This window comes from Streptomyces sp. RerS4 (assembly GCF_023515955.1).
Lineage (GTDB): Bacteria > Actinomycetota > Actinomycetes > Streptomycetales > Streptomycetaceae > Streptomyces.
The window spans coordinates 2,794,713-2,811,658 of record NZ_CP097322.1 but is presented as its reverse complement, the minus strand read 5'-3'; the positions used below and the strand labels follow the sequence as shown (position 1 = coordinate 2,811,658).

The following is a 16,946-nucleotide window of genomic DNA, read 5'->3' as shown; positions in this document are numbered from 1 at the left end:
GACGACACGCGGGCGATTTGTCGCATACTCTCCGCTTCTGCGGCCCGTCGGGCCGGGGAACCTTCTGCGCGTAGATTCGGTCCTCCAGGGGGAAACCCGCTCAACCCACCACTGGAGTCGACACCGTGATCTCTTACGGACGAACCGTCCTCGACCTCGCGGACGAACTGGTCGACGCCTACGCGGAGGTCTTCTCCGCCCCGCCGTGGAACGAAGGCGAAGAAACCATTCGCCATTTCTCGACCCGGCTTCAGTCGGACGTCCGGCGCCCGGGGTTCCGTACCGCCTTCGCGCAGTCCCCGGCCGGCATCGACGGCTTCGCCACCGGCTGGATCACCCGCGACCCCTTCCCCGAGCACCGGGCCTACCCGCAGGTCGCCGCCCAGCTCGGCCCGCAGCGGGTGCGCGAACTGCTGGTCGGCGCGCTGGAGATCGACGAGCTCGCCGTCCGCGCCCACGCGCGCGGCCACGGCACCGGCCGCGCCCTGCTCACCGAGATCACCGCCGACGCCCCCGACGGCCGGGCGTGGCTGCTGACCTCGCGGCTCGCCACGGACACGGTGGCCACGTACCGGCGGCTCGGCTGGCACGAGGTCCCCGCGCTTCCCGGCACCCTGACCGGCGTGATCGTCTTCCTGGCCCCGGGGCACCCCGGCCGCTGAGGGGTAGGGGGCCCTGCGCCCCGGGCATACCGGGGCCATGATCACGAACGGAACCGTCAGGGCGGCCCGCAGGCAGCTCGGCCTCGCCACCCGCCACCAGCTCCTCGCCGCCGGCGTCCCCGCCACCACCGTCACCTCCCGCACCCGCCCCGGCGGGCCCTGGCAGCGCCTGCTGCCCCGGGTCTACCTGCTCCAGACCGGGCCCCCGGGCCCGCGTCAACAGGCCCTCGCCGCCGTCCTGTACGCCGCCGAACCCACCGCCGACCCGCTGAACGGCGACACCGCCGCCCTCACCGGCGCCGCCGCCCTCGCCCTCCTCGGCATCCGCGACACTCCGCCCGCCCCCGCCGACGTCCTGATCCGCGCCCCGCGCCGGCTCGCCGCGACCCCCGAGGTCCGGCCCCTGCCCACCTCCCGCTGGCCGCGCACCCTCACCGTCTCGGGCATCCCCTGCGCTCGCCCCGTCCGGGCCGCCGCCGACTTCGCCGCGCGGGCGGCGCCGACCGGCCGGCCGGCACCGATCCGGGCCGACCGGGTCCGGGCGGTGCTGGCCCAGGTCGTCCAGGCCGGCTGGTGCCACCCGCAGGACCTGCACGCCGAACTCCGCACCTCCCGCCTGTTGTCCCGCCCCGCGATCCGGGAGGCCGCCGGGAACTCCTGGCCGGGGTCCGCTCGGTCGCCGAGGGCCGGGCCCGCGACGCCCTCGCCGACACCGACCTGCCGACACCCCTGTGGAACGCCCGCCTCCACACCCCGGACGGTGCCTTCCTGGCCAGCCCGGACGCGTACTGGCCCGACGAGGGCGTGGCCCTGGAGATCGATTCGGCGGAGTACCACTACACCCGCGACTCCTGGCAGGCCACCCTGCGCCGCCGGCTGCGCCTGGAGGCCCACGGCATCCTGGTCGTCAGCGCGACCCCGGCGATGGTCCGCGACACCCCGGCGGACGTCCTCGCTGCCCTGCGCGCCCTGCTGGCCCTCGCCGCCGCCCGCACCGACCCGCCCCCGGTCGTCGCCCGCGGCCACCAGCAGCTCGCGCTGCCCCTGTGACCGCAGGGGCGCCGTCAGTGGTGCGGGCCACAATGGTGGCGTGGAGAAACTCGTGACGACCGCCGGCGTGCGGGCGCGGATGAGCCGCCAGAAGAGCCGCGACACCTCGGTGGAGGTGGCGCTGCGCAAGGCCCTGCACGCGGCGGGGGTCCGCTACCGGATCCACCAACGGCCGGTGAAGGGCGTACGGCGCGAGGCGGACATCGTCTTCGGGCCGGCGCGCGTGGCCGTGTTCGTGGACGGCTGTTTCTGGCACGGCTGCCCCGAGCACGCCACCTGGCCGAAGAACAACGCGGACTTCTGGCGCGCGAAGATCGAGGGCAACCGCAGTCGGGACCTCGACACCGACGCCCGGCTCGCCGAGGCGGGTTGGCTGGCCCTGCGCGTGTGGGAGCACGAGGACGTCGACACGGCGGCGGCCCGGGTGCTGGCGACCGTCGTCGGCCGGCGCGCGGAGCGGACCGCCGCCCGCGCGTGACGCGGCTCAGGCTCCCGGCGCGAGGAACGTGTGGATGGCGCGCGCCAGGGCCGTGCCGAGGCCGACGGGGACGGCGTTGCCGATCTGTCGGGCGATCTCGATCTTCGTCCCGTACCACCGGAAGCTCTCGGGGAAGCCCTGGATCAGGGCGGCCTCGTAGTGGGTGATCGGACGGTCCTCCGTGGGGTGGAGGTAGCGGCCCTTCTCCGGCTTGTAGAACTCGGTGCGGATGGTCACCGAGGGGTGCGCCTTACGCAGGCGTCCCATCACGTCGCCGGAACCGGAGTTGTGGTTGTCCCAGCTCTCCGTGGACAGGTAGAACTGCTCGCCCTTCAGGCGGTGGTAGCCCTTCTCGGTGGAGAGCCGGATGGCGCCCGAGCGGTCGAGCCGGTAGAAGACGCCGCGCAGGTCCTTGCGGTTGCCGTTCTCCGGGATCGCCATGTACCGGGCGCGGGAGAGGTTTTCGGGGCTGCGGCCGAAGTGCAGGTCCGTCGTGAGGTAGTGCCCGGGGACGGGGCCCGCCACGTCGGCCTCGTCGCGTCGCGGATCGGGCATCCGCTCCAGCAGCGGGCGGCGCGCGGACACCTCGAATACGTCCGAGACGGGGGTCCAACGCGGCAGTGACGTTCCCCCGGACGGCTCGTCGCCGGGCAGGAAGCCGTACTTGTGGTGCGTCGGCGCGGGATGGCGCAGGGGTTCGGCGTAGTCCTTGTGCGTGCAGATCACGATGACCCGGCGGCGCGCCTGCGGCACCCCGTAGTCGGCGGCGTTCAGCACGGCCGGCACGACGGTGTAGTCGTGGAGCGGGTGGCCGGGCGTGGTCGAGGCGGAGACCAGTTCCGCGTACTGCGGGGACTTCAGGAAGCGGTCGACGTTCTCGATCACGAAGACCTTGGGGTGGACCTTGGCGACCACCCGCACGTACTCCTGCCACAGCTCGTTGCGCGGGTCCGTCGGGTCCTCCTTGCCGAGCCCCGAGAAGCCCTGGCAGGGCGGACCGCCCATGATCACGTCTACCCGGCCCTTGAAGGGCGTGGGGTCGAAGTCGGTGATGTCACCGGCGTAGACGTGCGAGCCCCCGAAGTTGGCCGCGTACGTGGCCGCCGCCGCCCGGTCGAACTCCACGGCGGCGACGGGAACGAACGGACTCGCGGCCCCCTTCGGGGTGTACCGCTGGAACCCGGCGGAGAAGCCCCCAGCACCGGCGAACAGGTCCATGACGCGGATCTGCCCAGGTCGAGACGGCTGGGGCTGCTGTGGGGTCATGGGTGGCAAGTGTAGTCACCGCGGGGGCAGGGTCAGCGGGGTCGGTCAGGCGGTGGGGCCGCCGTGGCACTGGGCGTACGGCTTGCCGGAGCCGCACCAGCAGGAGGCGGTCGGGGAGGGCGGCCAGGTGGTCGCCTTGCCCCGGGCGGCGAGGGTCGTGGCGTACTCCGCCAGGAGGGAGGGGGAGGCCGGGGAGGTCTTCTCCGACGCGGCGAAGGCCTCGTAGGAGGGGACGCTGCCCGTGACGATGCCCAGGTTGGTGGTGCCCGAGGCGGCGAGGGCGCGCAGCGAGGCCTCGATGTGGGCGAGGTGGGCGTCGTGGGAGGGGTACTCGGCGGCGAGGGTGGGGTAGGCGGTGACCAACTCGTCCAGTTCCCGCTCGGGCCAGTGCAGGATCGCCACCGGGAAGGGCCGCGACAGCGCGGCGCGGCGGTCGCCCAGCTCGGCGCGCAGGCGCGCGATCTCGGCCCGCAGTTCCGCCGGATCGTCGGAACCCAGGGCCCAGATGCGCTTCGGGTCGTGGAGTTCGTCCAGCGGGATCGGGCCGATGTGACGGGTGTCGGCGACCATGTCCCAGTCGTCGTGCGGCAGCCCGAGGAGCCGGCGGACCCGGTGGCGGCCCGTCAGGAGGGCCGTGGTGGCGGGGGTGAGCGGGGCGGAATCGGCCACGAGGAGGCTCGCCGCCTCGTTGAAGCAGTCGAGCGAGGCCTCCAACTCGTCGTGCGCCTCCAGGGACTCCGCGATGACCTCCCAGGGGGCCGGGTCCGCCGGGGCGGCGGCACGGATGCCGGAGATCAGGGCGCGGGCCTCGGCTTCGTGGCCGTATTCCCACAGGTTCGCGGCCTGGAGGGCCTTGATCAGGTGGGGGTCGGCCGGGGAGCCGGCGAGGAGCTGGTCGTAGAGGGTGCTCGCCCGCTCGCGTGCGTCGGCCAGTTCGAGGTGGGCCGCGGCCTGGAGGAGCAGGGGTTCCTGGTCCTCGGGGTAGCGGGTCGCCGTGCGGATGAGGCGCTCGGCTTCGGCGATGTGCTCGGCAGGCGTGTCGGGGCGCATGGATCATACGGTACTGCCGCTGGTCAGTTGAGGGGGCAGGTCTTAAGGTGCGGGCCGTGCGGGATCGGGTGCGGGTGGTGGTGCAACGGGGCGGCCGCGAAGCGGGTCGGGTGGGCCTGGCGCGGCTGCTGTGGACGGGCGCCGAGCTGATCACGACGCTGGGTGTGGTGGTCGCGTTGCTGGTGGTGCACCAGGTGTGGTGGACCAACCGGCAGGCCGCCGTCGCCGCCCTGGGCCGGGTGCAGGCCCTGGAACGGGAGTGGGCGGCCGATGCCGCCGCCGACCCCGGGGGTGGGGTGGACGGGGCGGGTGGGGTGGGTGCGGTGGGTTCGGTGGGCTCGGTGGAGGAGCCTGGTGGGGGCGTGGCCGCGGGGCCGTCCGAGCCGCCGTCGAGTGAGGGGTCCCCTACGCCGGGCCGTGCGCCCGCGGCCGCGCCGAAGCCGGCGGCGCCCGCGCGCGAGGAGGCGTACGCCGTACTGCGCGTGCCGCGTCTCGGGCTCTCCGTCCCCGTCGCCGAGGGCATCGACAAGCGGGCCGTCCTCGACAAGGGCTACGCCGGCCACTACCCCGGCACCGCGCAGGCCGGCGCGCGCGGCAACTTCGCGCTCGCCGGACACCGCAACACGCACGGCGAGCCCTTCCGGTACCTCAACCGGCTGCGGCAGGGCGACGAGTTGATCGTGGACGTGCGGGGGCGGCGGTACGTGTACGTGGTGGGGAAGGTGCTGCCCGAGACGACCGCGCGGGACACCGGGGTGATCGCGCCCGTGCCGCGCAGCGCGGTGAAGCCGGAGTACGGGTACGCGGAGCCCGGCTCGTACATCACGCTGACGACCTGCACGCCCGAGTACACCTCGACGTACCGTCTGGTGGTGTGGGGGACGCTGCGGTCGTAGGTGGACCGGTCCGCTGGTTCGCCGCCGGCCGCCCCGCGTTGTCGGTGGCGGCGGTTACCATCGATCACGAGTGCCCCGACGCGTACGGGAGTTCGGGGCGGTGGGTGTGAGGGGGTGGGTCGCGTGGCCGGGTCGTCCGGTGGGTTCTCGTCGCCCTTCCCCTTGTTCTCTTCCTTCTCTTCCTTCTCCTCCTTCTCCGTCTTCGGGTTCCTCTCGCGGGCCGTGCGGCCCTTGCTCGCGCTGCTGTTGCTCGGCGGTGTCCTCGGCCTGATGGCGGGGGACGGCGGCATGGCCGCCGCCGTGGTCACCCTCGTCGGGGCCGTCGCGGTGGGCGCCGCCGCCCTGGCCGCCTGTCTCGTGCGGTCCGTACCACCGCATCGCATACGCACCGCGATACGTGATCGCGAGCACCGCACGGCGTTCCTGCCGCAGCGTGATCCCGACGCCTCGGGCCGGTCGCGGCCCAGGGCTCCCGGCCGTCGTCTCCCGACGGCCGCGTAGGGGCGCAGTTCTTCCGGTACCTCGTCCATCGCTGTCGCCCCTCGCGGCTCGTCACGCCGAAACGCACCTCTTTCGACGTTCGACGAGACCCTTCGGAGGGCCCACGTGTCCGTTTTCACCCATCTTGTTGCCGTGTTGGGTCGGTTCCTGGAACCGGTACTGGCCGAGTCCGCGACCGCTGCCGCGATCGTGCTGTTCACCGTCCTCGTACGGCTCGCCCTGCATCCCCTGAGCCGGGCCGCCTTCCGGGCCGATACCCCGGCGGCGGGCTGCCTGCCGCTGTTGCTCCAGTTGCCGGTGTTCTTCGTGATGTACCAGGCCTTCTCCTCCTCCCGCGTCGGCGGAGCGGCCAACGAGTTGCTGGGGCACCGGCTGTTCGCCGCGCCCCTCGGGTCCCGCTGGACCGGGGCGCTGGGCGACGGCGGGCTGCTCGGGGCTCAGGGGCTGGTGTTCCTCGGGCTGTTCGCGGCGATCGGGGTCGTCGCCGCCTGGAGCGCGGTACGGGGCCGGCGGGCGGCGGCCGCCGCTCCGCTCGCCGTCGCGCCGCCGTCGGCCGGGCGGCCCGCGCCGACGCCCGAGCAGCAGGCGGTGCTGCGCCGGCTGGGCGGCGTACTGCCCCTGCTGTCGTTCGGCACGCTGATCACGGCGGCCGTGGTGCCGCTGGCCGCCGGGCTGTACCTGCTGACCACCACGGCCTGGTCGGTGGCCGAGCGGGCCTGGCTGCAGCACCGCGCGGAGCGGGCCGGGCGGGCCGGAAAGGAGGATGACGGAGCGGTGCGTTCCAGCCTGTGAACAGGGTCTTGCGGATGGGACGGACATCTTGGAGGATCGACCAATCCTCCGATGGCCGCAACCCATCGGCCGGCCCGTGGCACGCCCATGGGCCGACCACCCACGACCACGGGAGAATGCCCATGAAGCTGCTGCGTGTCGGACCCGTCGGGTCGGAGCGCCCCGCGCTGCTCGACCAGGACGGGACCCTGCGTGACCTGTCCGGCCTGATCACGGATGTGGACGGCGCCCTGCTGGCGGACGACTCCGTGCTGTCCCGCGTGCGTGAGGCCGCGGCGGGCGGCGAGCTTCCCGCGCTCGACGCGGAAGGGTTGCGCGTCGGATCCCCCATCGGCCGGATCGGCAAGATCGTCGGCATCGGGCTGAACTACCACGGGCACGCGGCGGAGGTCGGCGCGGAGGCTCCGGCGGAGCCGATCGTCTTCCTGAAGTCCCCGGACACCGTCGTCGGCCCCGACGACACGGTGCTCATCCCGCGCGGCAGCGTGAAGACCGACTGGGAGGCCGAGCTCGGCGTCGTCATCGGCAGCACCGCTCGCTACCTGGATTCCGCCGCGCAGGGCCTCGCGCACGTCGGCGGTTACGTGCTGGCCAACGACGTCACGGAGCGCGCGTTCCAGATCGAGCGCGGCGGCACCTGGGACAAGGGCAAGAACTGCGAGACGTTCACCCCGCTCGGCCCCTGGCTGGTCACCGCCGACGAGATCCCGGACCCGCAGGTGCTGGACGTACAGCTGTGGGTCAACGGCGAGCGGAAGCAGGACGGGCACACCTCGGACCAGATCTTCGCCGTCGGCGAGGTCGTCCGGTACCTGAGCCACTTCATGACGCTGTACCCGGGCGACGTCATCGTCACCGGCACCCCGGCCGGCGTGGCCGCCGGGCAGCCGGAGCCGAAGCCGTTCCTGCGGGCCGGTGACGTGGTCGAGGTGGAGATCGAGGGCCTCGGGCGCCAGCGCCAGGAGTTCAAGAACGCCTGACCGACCCGGCCGTCAGGCATGGGTGAAGGGGGGCGGGCCGCCGGTGGCGGCCCGCCCCCCTTCGCGTGCCCGCGCGGCGGGCGGCGCGGATCGCGGCCGTTCGGTCACAACGTGACCGTGACTCCGTCCCGCGACGAGGTGCGCGCCGCCTCCAGGACCGCGAGGCAGTGCGCCGCCTCGTCCGCCGTGACCGGTGCCGGGCCGCCCGTACGCAGGGCCGCCTCGACCGCCGCGTAGTACGCGGGGTAGTCGCCCGGCACCGTCCGTACGGGGATGCCGCCGCCGGTCAGCGGCGACTCACCGGAGCCCAGGCGGCCCCACAGGTGTTCCGGCTCCTCTCCCCACGGCTGCCCGTCGGCGCCGGGCCGCAGCCCCTCGCGCAGGGCGGCCTCCTGCGGGTCGAGCCCGTACTTGACGAAGCCGGCGCGGGAGCCGAGGACGCGGAAGCGCGGCCCGAGTTGGGCGGTGGTGGCGCTGACGTAGAGGTGCGAGCGGACGCCGCCGGCGTGGGTGAGGGCGATGAAGGTGTCGTCGTCGGTCTGCGCGTCGGGGCGGCGTACGTCGGTCTCCGCGTAGACGCGTACGGCCGGGCCGAACAGCACCAGTGCCTGGTCGACGACGTGGCTGCCGAGGTCGTAGAGCAGGCCGCCGATCTCCTCCGGGGCGCCGGACTCGCGCCAGCCGCCCTTGAGTTGCGGGCGCCAGCGCTCGAAGCGGGACTCGAAGCGCTGGACGTCGCCGAGTTCGCCGCTCGCGAGGAGCCGGCGCAGGGTCAGGAAGTCGTTGTCCCAGCGGCGGTTCTGGAAGACGGAGAGGAAGGTTCCGGTGCGCTCGGCGAGGGCGGCGAGCGTGCGGGCCTCGGCGGCGGTGGCGGCGAGCGGCTTGTCCACGACGACCGGGATCCCGGCGGTGAGGGCGGCCGTGGCGAGGGGGACGTGCGTCTTGTTGGGGGAGGCGACGACGACCAGGTCGGGGGCGTCGCCGCCGCCCGCGCGGGCCCACAGCTCGTCGGTGGAGGCGGCGACGCGTACGTCCGGGTGGGCGGCGCGGGCCTGGGCCTGGCGGCCGGGGTCGGAGGTGACGACGGTGTCGAGGGTCAGGCCCTCGGTGGCGGAGACGAGGGGGGCGTGGAAGACGGAGCCGGCGAGGCCGTAGCCGACGAGTGCGACGCGCAGGGGGGCGGGGGAGGCGTTCATGGACGTCATGGACCCACTTTGGCAACAGTGTTGCATAAGTGCAAGGAGGGTGGACAATGGGCCCGTGAACAGGGGCGACGACACGGGCGGACGGGGCGGGGCGAATCTGCCCGCCCTGCGCGGGCACAACGAGGCGCTGCTGCTGGACCTGCTGCGCGCCGCCGGCCCGGCGGGCCTCGGCCGCGCCGAACTGGCCGGCCGTACGGGGCTCACCCCACAGGCCGTCAGCAAGATCACGGCCCGGCTCGCGGCGGAGGGCCTGGTGGCGGAGGCCGGACGGGGGGCCTCCACGGGCGGCAAGCCGCGCACGCTGCTGCGGCTGGTGCCGGGGGCGCGGCACGCGGTCGGGGTGCACCTGGACCGTGACGAGCTGAGCGCGGTACGGGTCGACCTCGCGGGTCGCGTCGTCGCCCGGACCGGCGCACCGCTGGACTTCGGGGCGGGCCCGGGTCCGGTGGTGGACGCGGTACTGGAGGCGGTCCTACGGGTGCGGGGGCGCGCGGCGCTGCTCGGGGTCGGTGTCGCCGCGCCGGGGCCGCTGGATTGGCGCGGCGGGGTGATGGGGCGGGTGACGGGCTTCCCGGAGTGGGCGGGGTTCCCGCTGCGGGAGGTGCTGGAGGGGCGGTTGGGGCTGCCGGTGGTGCTGGACAAGGACACCAACGCCGGGGTCGCGGCGGACGCGGCGGCCGGGTCGGGGTCGGGTGCGTCGGTCTACCTCCACGTGGGGACCGGGCTCGGGGCGGGGCTGCGGCTGGACGGCGGTATCTACCGGGGGGCGCGGTCGGCGGCGGGGGAGTTCGGGCACCAGGTGCTGCGGCTGGACGGGCCGCGGTGTCGGTGCGGGGGGCGGGGCTGCCTGGAGGTGCTCTGCCTGGAGGCGGTGGCCCGGGGTGATGTGGCCGGGGCGGCGCGGATCCTGGGGGAGGGGGCGGCGAACCTGGTCGCGCTGCTGGACGTGGACCGGGTGCTGCTGGGGGGTCGGGTGGTGGACGCGGCCCCGGAGGCGTTCGCCTCGGGCGTCCGCGCGGCCCTGGCGGCCCGGGGCTTCGGCACGGCCGCGGTGACCCTGGCCGACCGGGGCGTCCCGGAAGGCGCCGCCGAACTGGCCCTGACCCCCTTCTACACCACCCCCCTCCACCCCTGACCCCCCAACGCCGCCCCGTCCGCCCGGCTGCCTGCGGCGCCACTCCCCGCCCCGCCCTTTCTCCGTTTCCGCCTCAAACGCCGGCGCGGCTGGACGGGTCTACCTGAGGCTCCGCCCCAGCCCACGCGCATCAAGCGCAGGCGAGGTCGGGCGGTGCCGGCGCGGGCCGGAGCGCCCGCAGGGCGCAGCCAGGCCCACTGGGGCCCCATCCCAGCCCCCGCGCCGCACGCCGGCGGGGCTGGGTGGTGCCGGCGGGCCGCAGTGCACGGAGGGCACTTCCAGCCTCGCCGGCGTTTGAGGCGCGGGGTCCGCGGCGGGGCCCCGGCTGGGGGTCCCCCGGACGGAGGGAAAAGCCTCGGCCCCGCCCCCGGCAGGGCTCCGCTTGACCGCCTGCGCCGATCAGGCGTAAACCGGGGCGGGCGAGGCGCGGCGCAGCCGAGGGGTCGCGCGCGCGTGGCAGGGTGCGGACTGGTCCGAGGTGATCGTCACCTCATCCGACAATCGGCCCGGCCGGTCACGGCACCGCACCCCCACCCCCGTCCGGCGAGCAGCGAAGGTCTTCCATGCGACTCCGCAAAGCCCTAGCCCTCACCGCCGTCCTCCTCGCCTCCGCCGCGCCCTCCGCCGCCGCGGACGTCGGCTCCGGCGGCGGCTCCCGCCCGGCCCCCGCGCCGGCACCGGCCCCGCCCTCCTCCCGCGCGCACGCCACCTGCGGCGACGGCAAGAGCCCCGCCTTCCCCATCGGCGCCCGCATCCGCGGCGGCCCCGCCGTCTACCGCGCCGGCGGCGACCCGCAGACCTGGCTGCTCGACCTCACCAACACCACCGCCGACACCTGCACCCGCATCCACCCCGTCGTCGTCCTCACCGACCAGGCCCGCGCCCTGCGCCCCGCCCACCTCCGCATGGAGTTCGAGGCCCCCGGCGGCACCTACCCCGTCAGCCTGGAGCGCACCGACCGCGACGAGATCATCGCCGTCTTCGACGGCGGCGACGCCTTCGCCGGGTTCTCCGTCGGCGCCGGCGGCTCCCTCACCGTCAAGGTCCGCCTCGCCTTCGCCGCCGACGCCCCGCACGGCGAGGTGCTCGCCGACGCCGCGCTCGTCCAGCGCAAGGGCGAACAGGGCGACGACGGCGAGTGGATCGGCGAGGCCGGCGGCTACCGCTTCACCGTCGGCGGCCCGGACGAGGAGTCCGGCGAAGCCGGGGCCCTCGCCCACACCGGCCCGCGCGAGTGGGCGTACGGGACGGCCGCCCTCGCCGCCCTCACCGCCGGCGGCGGACTCCTGCTCGGCGCCCGCCGCCTGCGCTGATCCGAGCGGCCGAGCCACCCCTCCGCGCCACCTTCCCGTTCACCCGGCCCACGTAAAGTCCGAGCGGTGGAAGAACAGATCCAGCCCCATCGCCCCGGCTCGCCCGTCCGCTCCGGCATCCCCGAGCACGGCCGCGTCCCCAAGTACTACGCCGTCAAGGCCCGCATCGCGGAGCTGCTCGACGAACTCGGCGAAGGCGGCCTGCTGCCCACCGAGCGAGACCTCGCCGAGCGCTACGAGGTGTCCCGCGAGACCGTACGCCAGGCCCTGCGCGAGCTGCTCCTGGAGGGCCGCCTGCGCCGCGCCGGCCGCGGCACCGTCGTCGCCGGCCCGAAGCTGGAGCAGCCGCTCTCCCTCGCGAGCTACACCGAGGGCGTCCGCCGCCAGGGCCGCCGCCCCGGCCGTAACCTCATCGGCCTGGAGCGCTTCCCCTGCCCGCCCGACCTGGCCCGGGGCATCGGCGCCGAGCCCGGCGAGCCCGTCTGGCACCTGGAGCGCGTCCTGCTGGCCGACGACGAGCGGGTCGGCCTGGAGAGCACGTACATCCGCGTGGCCCGCGCCCCGCACCTCGACGTCGATTTCCAGCCGGACTCCTCCTTCTACGGCTACCTCCGCGACCGCCTCGGCATTTCCTTCGGGGACGCCGACGAGAAGTTGGAGACCGTCCTCGCCACCCCCCGCGAGGCCCTGCTGATCGGCACCCCGCCGGCCCTCCCCATGCTGCTGATCCACCGCTTCTCCCGGGATCAGGACGGCCGTCCCCTGGAGCGGGTGCGTTCGCTCTACCGTGGTGATCGGTTCAGCTTCACGACCCGTCTCAGGGCCGAGTAACAGCGCCCGATCACGCCACAATCCGGCGAAAGGGGGCGCATGGACATCACGAGAAGGTAACGGGTCTAGTCCAAGCTTGGGGGGCTGTTCACCGGCCCGTTGCCGGCCCGATCCCCCCGGGTCACGGCCTGCGCCCACCTTGGGCGGCGTGAGAGTCATAGTCGTCGGAGGCGGCGTGGTCGGCACCATGCACGCCTGGCAAGCAGTGGAACGCGGCCACGAGGTCGTACAGATCGAACGAGAAGCGGAGGCCCGCGGCGCGTCGCTGCGCAATTTCGGCCAGATCTGGGTCAGCGGTCGGGCGGGCGGCGAGGAGCTCGACACCGCCCTGCGGGCCCGTGAGCTGTGGGAGCGCATCGGCGCGCGGGTGCCCGGCCTGGGCTTTCGCGCCATCGGCTCCCTCACCCCGGTGCGCAACGCCCACGAGTACGCGGTCGCCGAGGCGGCCGTGGCCCGGCCCGACGCCGCCGCCCGCGGCTACAAGCTGATCACCGCCGCCGAGGCGCGGCGGATCAATCCGGCCCTGCGCGGCGCGTTCGAGGCCGCCCTGTGGTGCGAGCGGGACGCGGCCGTCGAACCGCGCACCGCACAGCTCCACCTGCGCGAGGCCCTGCGCTCCACCGGCCGCTACACCTTCCTGCCCGGCCGCGAGGTCCGTGACGTGGCCGGCCCCGGCGCCGTCCGCGACGACCACGGCGACGTCCACCGCGGCGACGCCGTCGTCCTCGCCACCGGCGCCTGGCTGTCCGGCCTGGTCCGCGAGCTGGTCCCCGACCTGCCCGTGCGTCGCGTCCGGCTCCAGATGATGCAGACCGCCCCGCTCGGCGAGCCGCTGACCACCTCGGTCGCCGACGCCGACAGCTTCCGCTACTACCCGGCGTACCAGTCCGCCGCCCTGGACGCGCTGGCCGCCGAGCAGGCGCAGGCCCCGATCGCCGCCGCCCACAAGATGCAGCTCCTGATGGTCCAGCGCCTCGACGGCGGACTGACCATCGGCGACACCCACGAGTACGAACACCCCTTCGCGTTCGACACCCTCGAAGACCCCTACGACCACCTCATCGGGGTCGTGGAGTCCTTCCTGGGCCGCCCGCTGCCGAAGATCCGCCGCCGCTGGGCGGGCGTGTACGCGCAGTGCACCGACACCACCCGCGTCGTCCACCGCCAACAGGTGGCCGAGGGCGTCTGGTTGGTGACCGGACCCGGCGGACGCGGGATGACCTGCTCGCCCGCCATAGCCGAGACCACCGCGAACGAACTGGGCTGGTAAACACGATGAGCACCAAGAGCACCACGAGCACCACGAGGACCCACACCAACAGCAACCTGATCGTCCTCGACATGGCCGGCACCACCGTCGCCGACGGCGGCCTCGTCGAGCGCGCCTTCGAGCGCGCCGCCGAACGCATCGGTGTCGAGCCGGGCACCGCCGATCACGCGGCCAAGCTCCAGTACGTCCGCGACACCATGGGCGAGTCGAAGATCTCCGTCTTCCGCCACCTCTTCGGCACGGAGGAGATGGCCCGGCGCGCCAACACCGCCTTCGAGGAGGCGTACGGGGAGCTCGTCGACGGCGGCCTCGTCGCCCCGATCCCCGGCGCCCGCGAGGCCATCGACGCGCTCCGCGCCGACGGCCGCACCGTCGTGCTGACCACCGGCTTCGCCCGCGTCACCCAGGACGCCATCCTCGACGCCCTCGGCTGGCGGGGCCTGGCCGACCTGACCCTGTGCCCCGCCGACGCCGGCGGCCGGGGCCGCCCGTACCCGGACATGGTGCTCGCCGCGTTCCTGCGCACCGGCGCCGCGACCGACGTCCGCGAGGTCGTCGTGGCCGGCGACACGGCCTACGACATGCTCAGCGGCCGGCGCGCCGGAGCCGGGATCGTCGCGGGCGTCCTCACCGGAGCCCACACCCGCGAGACCCTCGACGAGCACGGCGCGACCCACGTCCTGGCCTCCGTCGCCGACCTCCCCGCGGTGCTGGCAGGGGAGTTCGACGCGTGAGCGGCATCCGGTTCGAGTCCGTATCGGTCGCCTACGCGGGCCACACCGTCCTGAACTCCCTCGACCTGACCGTCGAGCCCGGCGAGGTCATGGCGCTGCTCGGCCCCTCCGGCTCGGGCAAGACCACGGCCCTGCGCGCGGTCGCCGGGTTCGTACGGCCCGTCGCGGGCCGGGTGCTGATCGGCGGCCGGGACGTGACCGCCCTCCCGCCGCACAAGCGCGGCATCGGCATGGTCGTCCAGCAGTACGCGCTGTTCCCGCACATGCGTGTCGAGGAGAACGTCGCCTTCGGCCTCAAGGCGCAGAAGGCGCCCAAGGCGGAGATCCCGGCCCGGGTCACCGAGGCCCTGGAGATGACCGGGATGGCGGCCTACGCCAAGCGCTACCCCCGCGAACTCTCCGGCGGCCAGCAGCAGCGCGTCGCCATCGCCCGCGCCCTCGCCATCCGCCCCGGCGTGCTCCTGCTCGACGAGCCGCTGTCCGCGCTCGACGCCCAGCTGCGCTCCGGGATGCTCGCCGAACTGGCCCGACTGCACCGCGAGCTGCCCGACGTATCGATCCTCTACGTCACGCACGACCAGGTGGAGGCCCTCACCCTGGCCGACCGGATCGCCGTCATGGATCAGGCCCGGCTCCAGGACTGCGGCACCCCGCAGGAGCTGTACCGGGCGCCGCGCACCGAGTTCACCGCGTCCTTCGTCGGCAACGCCAACCTGCTGCCGGTGACGGTGGCCGAGGGCGGCGCCGTCTTCGAGGGCCGCCCGCTCGCCCTCGACCGGGGTCGCGTGGCACCGGGCGCCCGCGCCACGCTGTGCGTACGCCCGCACCTGCTCGGGCTCGGCGAGGGCCCCAACGCCCTGCGCGGACGGATCGCCGAGGTCCAGTGGCGAGGCTCCACCCACCGCCTCTACGTCGACATCGACGGTCACCGCGTCAAGGCCGACCTGCCCGAGCTGCGCGAGACCCCGGTGCTGGGCGACGAGGTGACCCTGCACTTCGAGCCCCGCGACGCGGTGCTGCTGGCCGCGGGGGTGTCCGATGGCTGAGGCCACGCGCCAGGCCGCCACCGTCCCCGGTGCCCTCACGGCTGTCCCGGCCCCCTCCCGGGAGGCACGCGCCCCCGACCTTGCGCCCCACACGCCGGCGGGGCCGCGGAAGCCGAAGGAGCGACGGCTGCCCCGCTGGGTGTGGACGGTGCCGCCCGTCGCCGTGCTCGCGCTGGTCTTCCTCTACCCCCTCGCGCTGGTCGTGCGGCAGTCCCTCACCCCCGAGAACGGCGGCGGGGCCTTCGACGCCTACTCCTCCGTCTTCGCCTCGCACGCCTTCCGCGAGGCACTGGGGACCACGGTCTGGCTGGCCGTCGGCGCCACCGTGGGCTGCCTCGTCCTCGGCTTCGCGCTCGCCCTGATCATCGCCTTCGTGCCCTTCCCCGGGGCCAAGGGCGTCGCGAAGTTCATCGACGTCTTCCTTTCCTTCCCCTCCTTCCTCATCACCCTCGCCCTCCTGTTCATCTACGGGACGGTGGGCATGGCCAACGGGGCGTGGACCGACCTGACCGGCGCCGCCGAAGGCCCGTTCCACTTCCTCGCCACCCCCTGGGGCGTCCTGCTCGCGGAGATCACGTACTTCACGCCCTTCGTGATGCGCCCGCTGCTCGCCGCCTTCTCCCAACTGGACACCGCCCAGCTGGAGGTGGCCTCCTCCCTCGGGGCGGGGCCCGCCCGGATCATCCGGCGGGTCATCCTCCCCGAGGCCCTGCCGGCTCTCGCCGCCGGCGGCAGCCTCGTCCTCGTCATGTGCCTCAACGAGTTCGGGATCGTCCTGTTCACCGGAGCCAAGGACGTCACCACGCTCCCGATGCTCGTCTACGGCAAGGCGATCCTCGAATCCGACTACTCGGCCGCCTGCGTGGTCGCCGTCGTCAACATCGCGATCTCCGTCGGCCTCTTCGGCCTCTACCGGGTGGTGGGCAAGCGTGCTGGTGCATAGCAAGACCGGCCGCTGGGCCGCCTGGGCCCTCTTCGGCCTCCTCTTCCTGCCCCTCTTCGCCCTGCCGCTGCTCGTCGTGGTCGCCGCGTCCTTCTCGACCCACTGGTCCGGAGCCTTCCCCTCCGGCCCCACCACCGAGAACTACGCCACCGCCGTACGGGGCGAATCCCTCCAGGCGCTCACCACCTCGCTGGTCACCGCCCTGGTCGCGAGCCTGCTCGCGCTCACCGTCGGCACCTGGGCGGCCCTGGCCGCGGCCGGGCTGAGGAAGCGCGGCAAGAGCTCCCTCGACGCCCTGTTCATGCTGCCGGTCGCCGTACCGTCCGTCGTCGTCGGCCTCGCCGTACTGGTCGCGTTCAGCAAGCCCCCGCTGCTGCTCAACGGCACGAGCTCGATCGTGATCCTCGCGCACACCGTTCTTGTCACGGCGTTCGCCCACCAGTCGGTTTCGGCCGCCATCATCCGTCTCGACCCCGCGTACGAACAGGCGGCCGCCTCCCTGGGCGCCCGTCCCGCGTACGTGCTGTGGCGGGTCAAGCTCCCCCTCCTGCTGCCGTCCCTCACCGCGGCCGCCGGACTCTGCTTCGCCCTGTCCACGGGCGAGCTGAGCGCCACGATGATGCTCTACCCGCCGGACTGGATGCCCCTCCCGGTCCGGATCTTCACCGCCACCGACCGCGGTTCGCTCTTCAGCGGCTCCGCCGTCGCCGTGGTCCTGATGGCCACCACCCTGCTGGTGCTCCTGGCCGTCTCGCGCGTCCGCACCAGAGCCACGTACCGCTGACTCCCTTTCT

The 16,946-nt window shown here is 74.2% G+C and carries 18 protein-coding genes; 15 read left to right on the top strand and 3 right to left on the bottom strand.

Features of this window, described 5'->3' with window-relative positions; translation table 11 throughout:
* Positions 1–125 precede the first annotated feature (125 nt).
* The 3 genes from M4D82_RS12905 to M4D82_RS12895 all read left to right on the top strand — a co-directional run bounded on the left by M4D82_RS12905 (position 126) and on the right by M4D82_RS12895 (position 2,190).
* Positions 126–662 carry a GNAT family N-acetyltransferase gene (locus M4D82_RS12905; protein ID WP_249766193.1) on the top strand — a complete coding sequence of 179 codons (537 nt, stop codon included), beginning with the start codon at positions 126–128 and terminating at the stop codon, positions 660–662.
* A gap of 573 nt (positions 663–1,235) precedes the next feature.
* A complete protein-coding gene (locus tag M4D82_RS12900) occupies positions 1,236–1,712 on the top strand; it encodes a hypothetical protein (RefSeq protein ID WP_249766192.1) in 477 nt (158 codons plus the stop codon).
* 40 nt (positions 1,713–1,752) lie between these two features.
* Positions 1,753–2,190, top strand: coding sequence for a very short patch repair endonuclease (locus tag M4D82_RS12895; protein ID WP_349637057.1), 438 nt, complete (start codon positions 1,753–1,755; stop codon positions 2,188–2,190).
* A gap of 6 nt (positions 2,191–2,196) precedes the next feature.
* Here M4D82_RS12895 and M4D82_RS12890 read toward each other — a convergent pair whose 3' ends face one another.
* Together M4D82_RS12890 and M4D82_RS12885 are read right to left on the bottom strand one after the other, a co-directional pair.
* Positions 2,197–3,456: a DNA cytosine methyltransferase gene (locus M4D82_RS12890; protein WP_249766191.1), complete on the bottom strand. Its 1,260-nt coding sequence runs from the start codon at positions 3,454–3,456 to the stop codon at positions 2,197–2,199.
* A 45-nt stretch (positions 3,457–3,501) separates the two neighbouring features.
* On the bottom strand, positions 3,502–4,506 hold the full coding sequence (locus M4D82_RS12885) for an SEC-C domain-containing protein (RefSeq protein WP_249766190.1): 1,005 nt from the start codon (positions 4,504–4,506) through the stop codon (positions 3,502–3,504).
* Positions 4,507–4,553: 47 nt separating this feature from the next.
* Here M4D82_RS12885 and M4D82_RS12880 point away from each other — a divergent pair, with 47 nt between their 5' ends.
* The 4 genes from M4D82_RS12880 to M4D82_RS12865 all read left to right on the top strand — a co-directional run bounded on the left by M4D82_RS12880 (position 4,554) and on the right by M4D82_RS12865 (position 7,675).
* Positions 4,554–5,402, top strand: coding sequence for a class E sortase (locus M4D82_RS12880; protein WP_249766189.1), 849 nt, complete (start codon positions 4,554–4,556; stop codon positions 5,400–5,402).
* A 162-nt stretch (positions 5,403–5,564) separates the two neighbouring features.
* On the top strand, positions 5,565–5,903 hold the full coding sequence (locus M4D82_RS12875) for a DUF6412 domain-containing protein (RefSeq protein ID WP_249766188.1): 339 nt from the start codon (positions 5,565–5,567) through the stop codon (positions 5,901–5,903).
* Positions 5,904–6,008: 105 nt separating this feature from the next.
* Positions 6,009–6,695, top strand: coding sequence for a YidC/Oxa1 family membrane protein insertase (locus M4D82_RS12870; RefSeq protein WP_249766187.1), 687 nt, complete (start codon positions 6,009–6,011; stop codon positions 6,693–6,695).
* A gap of 122 nt (positions 6,696–6,817) precedes the next feature.
* Complete coding sequence (locus tag M4D82_RS12865; protein ID WP_249766186.1) at positions 6,818–7,675, top strand: fumarylacetoacetate hydrolase family protein; 858 nt, start codon at positions 6,818–6,820, stop codon at positions 7,673–7,675.
* Positions 7,676–7,779: 104 nt separating this feature from the next.
* On the opposite strand, the gene M4D82_RS12860 is transcribed toward M4D82_RS12865, so the two are convergent.
* Positions 7,780–8,880 (bottom strand): Gfo/Idh/MocA family protein, encoded by a 1,101-nt coding sequence (locus tag M4D82_RS12860; RefSeq protein WP_249766185.1) that lies wholly within the window; start codon positions 8,878–8,880, stop codon positions 7,780–7,782.
* A 55-nt stretch (positions 8,881–8,935) separates the two neighbouring features.
* Between M4D82_RS12860 and M4D82_RS12855 the strand changes: the two genes are divergently transcribed.
* From M4D82_RS12855 to M4D82_RS12820, 8 genes are all read left to right on the top strand, one after another.
* Positions 8,936–10,015 (top strand): ROK family transcriptional regulator, encoded by a 1,080-nt coding sequence (locus M4D82_RS12855; protein ID WP_249766184.1) that lies wholly within the window; start codon positions 8,936–8,938, stop codon positions 10,013–10,015.
* Between the two features lie 563 nt (positions 10,016–10,578).
* Positions 10,579–11,328 (top strand): hypothetical protein, encoded by a 750-nt coding sequence (locus M4D82_RS12850; protein WP_249766183.1) that lies wholly within the window; start codon positions 10,579–10,581, stop codon positions 11,326–11,328.
* A gap of 66 nt (positions 11,329–11,394) precedes the next feature.
* Entirely contained in the window at positions 11,395–12,159 is a 765-nt protein-coding gene (locus M4D82_RS12845; RefSeq protein ID WP_249766182.1) for a GntR family transcriptional regulator, read from the top strand.
* Positions 12,160–12,307: 148 nt separating this feature from the next.
* Complete coding sequence (locus M4D82_RS12840) at positions 12,308–13,429, top strand: TIGR03364 family FAD-dependent oxidoreductase (RefSeq protein ID WP_249766181.1); 1,122 nt, start codon at positions 12,308–12,310, stop codon at positions 13,427–13,429.
* A gap of 5 nt (positions 13,430–13,434) precedes the next feature.
* Positions 13,435–14,163, top strand: a complete 729-nt coding sequence (locus tag M4D82_RS12835; protein ID WP_249766180.1) for a phosphonatase-like hydrolase — start codon at positions 13,435–13,437, stop codon at positions 14,161–14,163.
* Positions 14,160–15,209 carry an ABC transporter ATP-binding protein gene (locus M4D82_RS12830; protein WP_249766179.1) on the top strand — a complete coding sequence of 350 codons (1,050 nt, stop codon included), beginning with the start codon at positions 14,160–14,162 and terminating at the stop codon, positions 15,207–15,209. Before M4D82_RS12835 ends, M4D82_RS12830 begins: the two co-directional genes overlap by 4 nt.
* Positions 15,202–16,152, top strand: a complete 951-nt coding sequence (locus M4D82_RS12825; protein WP_249766178.1) for a 2-aminoethylphosphonate ABC transporter permease subunit — start codon at positions 15,202–15,204, stop codon at positions 16,150–16,152. The genes M4D82_RS12830 and M4D82_RS12825 overlap by 8 nt, the downstream gene beginning before the upstream one ends.
* Positions 16,139–16,936 carry an ABC transporter permease gene (locus tag M4D82_RS12820; protein WP_249766177.1) on the top strand — a complete coding sequence of 266 codons (798 nt, stop codon included), beginning with the start codon at positions 16,139–16,141 and terminating at the stop codon, positions 16,934–16,936. Before M4D82_RS12825 ends, M4D82_RS12820 begins: the two co-directional genes overlap by 14 nt.
* Positions 16,937–16,946 lie beyond the last annotated feature (10 nt).

Bases quoted from the DNA above. Each gene is read 5' to 3' on its own strand.
- M4D82_RS12865 (WP_249766186.1), top strand. From the start codon at position 6,818: ATGAAGCTGCTGCGTGTCGGACCCGTCGGGTCGGAGCGCCCCGCGCTG.
- M4D82_RS12860 (WP_249766185.1), bottom strand. From the start codon at position 8,880: ATGACGTCCATGAACGCCTCCCCCGCCCCCCTGCGCGTCGCACTCGTC.
- M4D82_RS12825 (WP_249766178.1), top strand. From the start codon at position 15,202: ATGGCTGAGGCCACGCGCCAGGCCGCCACCGTCCCCGGTGCCCTCACG.
- M4D82_RS12850 (WP_249766183.1), top strand. From the start codon at position 10,579: ATGCGACTCCGCAAAGCCCTAGCCCTCACCGCCGTCCTCCTCGCCTCC.
- M4D82_RS12885 (WP_249766190.1), bottom strand. From the start codon at position 4,506: ATGCGCCCCGACACGCCTGCCGAGCACATCGCCGAAGCCGAGCGCCTC.
- M4D82_RS12835 (WP_249766180.1), top strand. From the start codon at position 13,435: ATGAGCACCAAGAGCACCACGAGCACCACGAGGACCCACACCAACAGC.
- M4D82_RS12890 (WP_249766191.1), bottom strand. From the start codon at position 3,456: ATGACCCCACAGCAGCCCCAGCCGTCTCGACCTGGGCAGATCCGCGTC.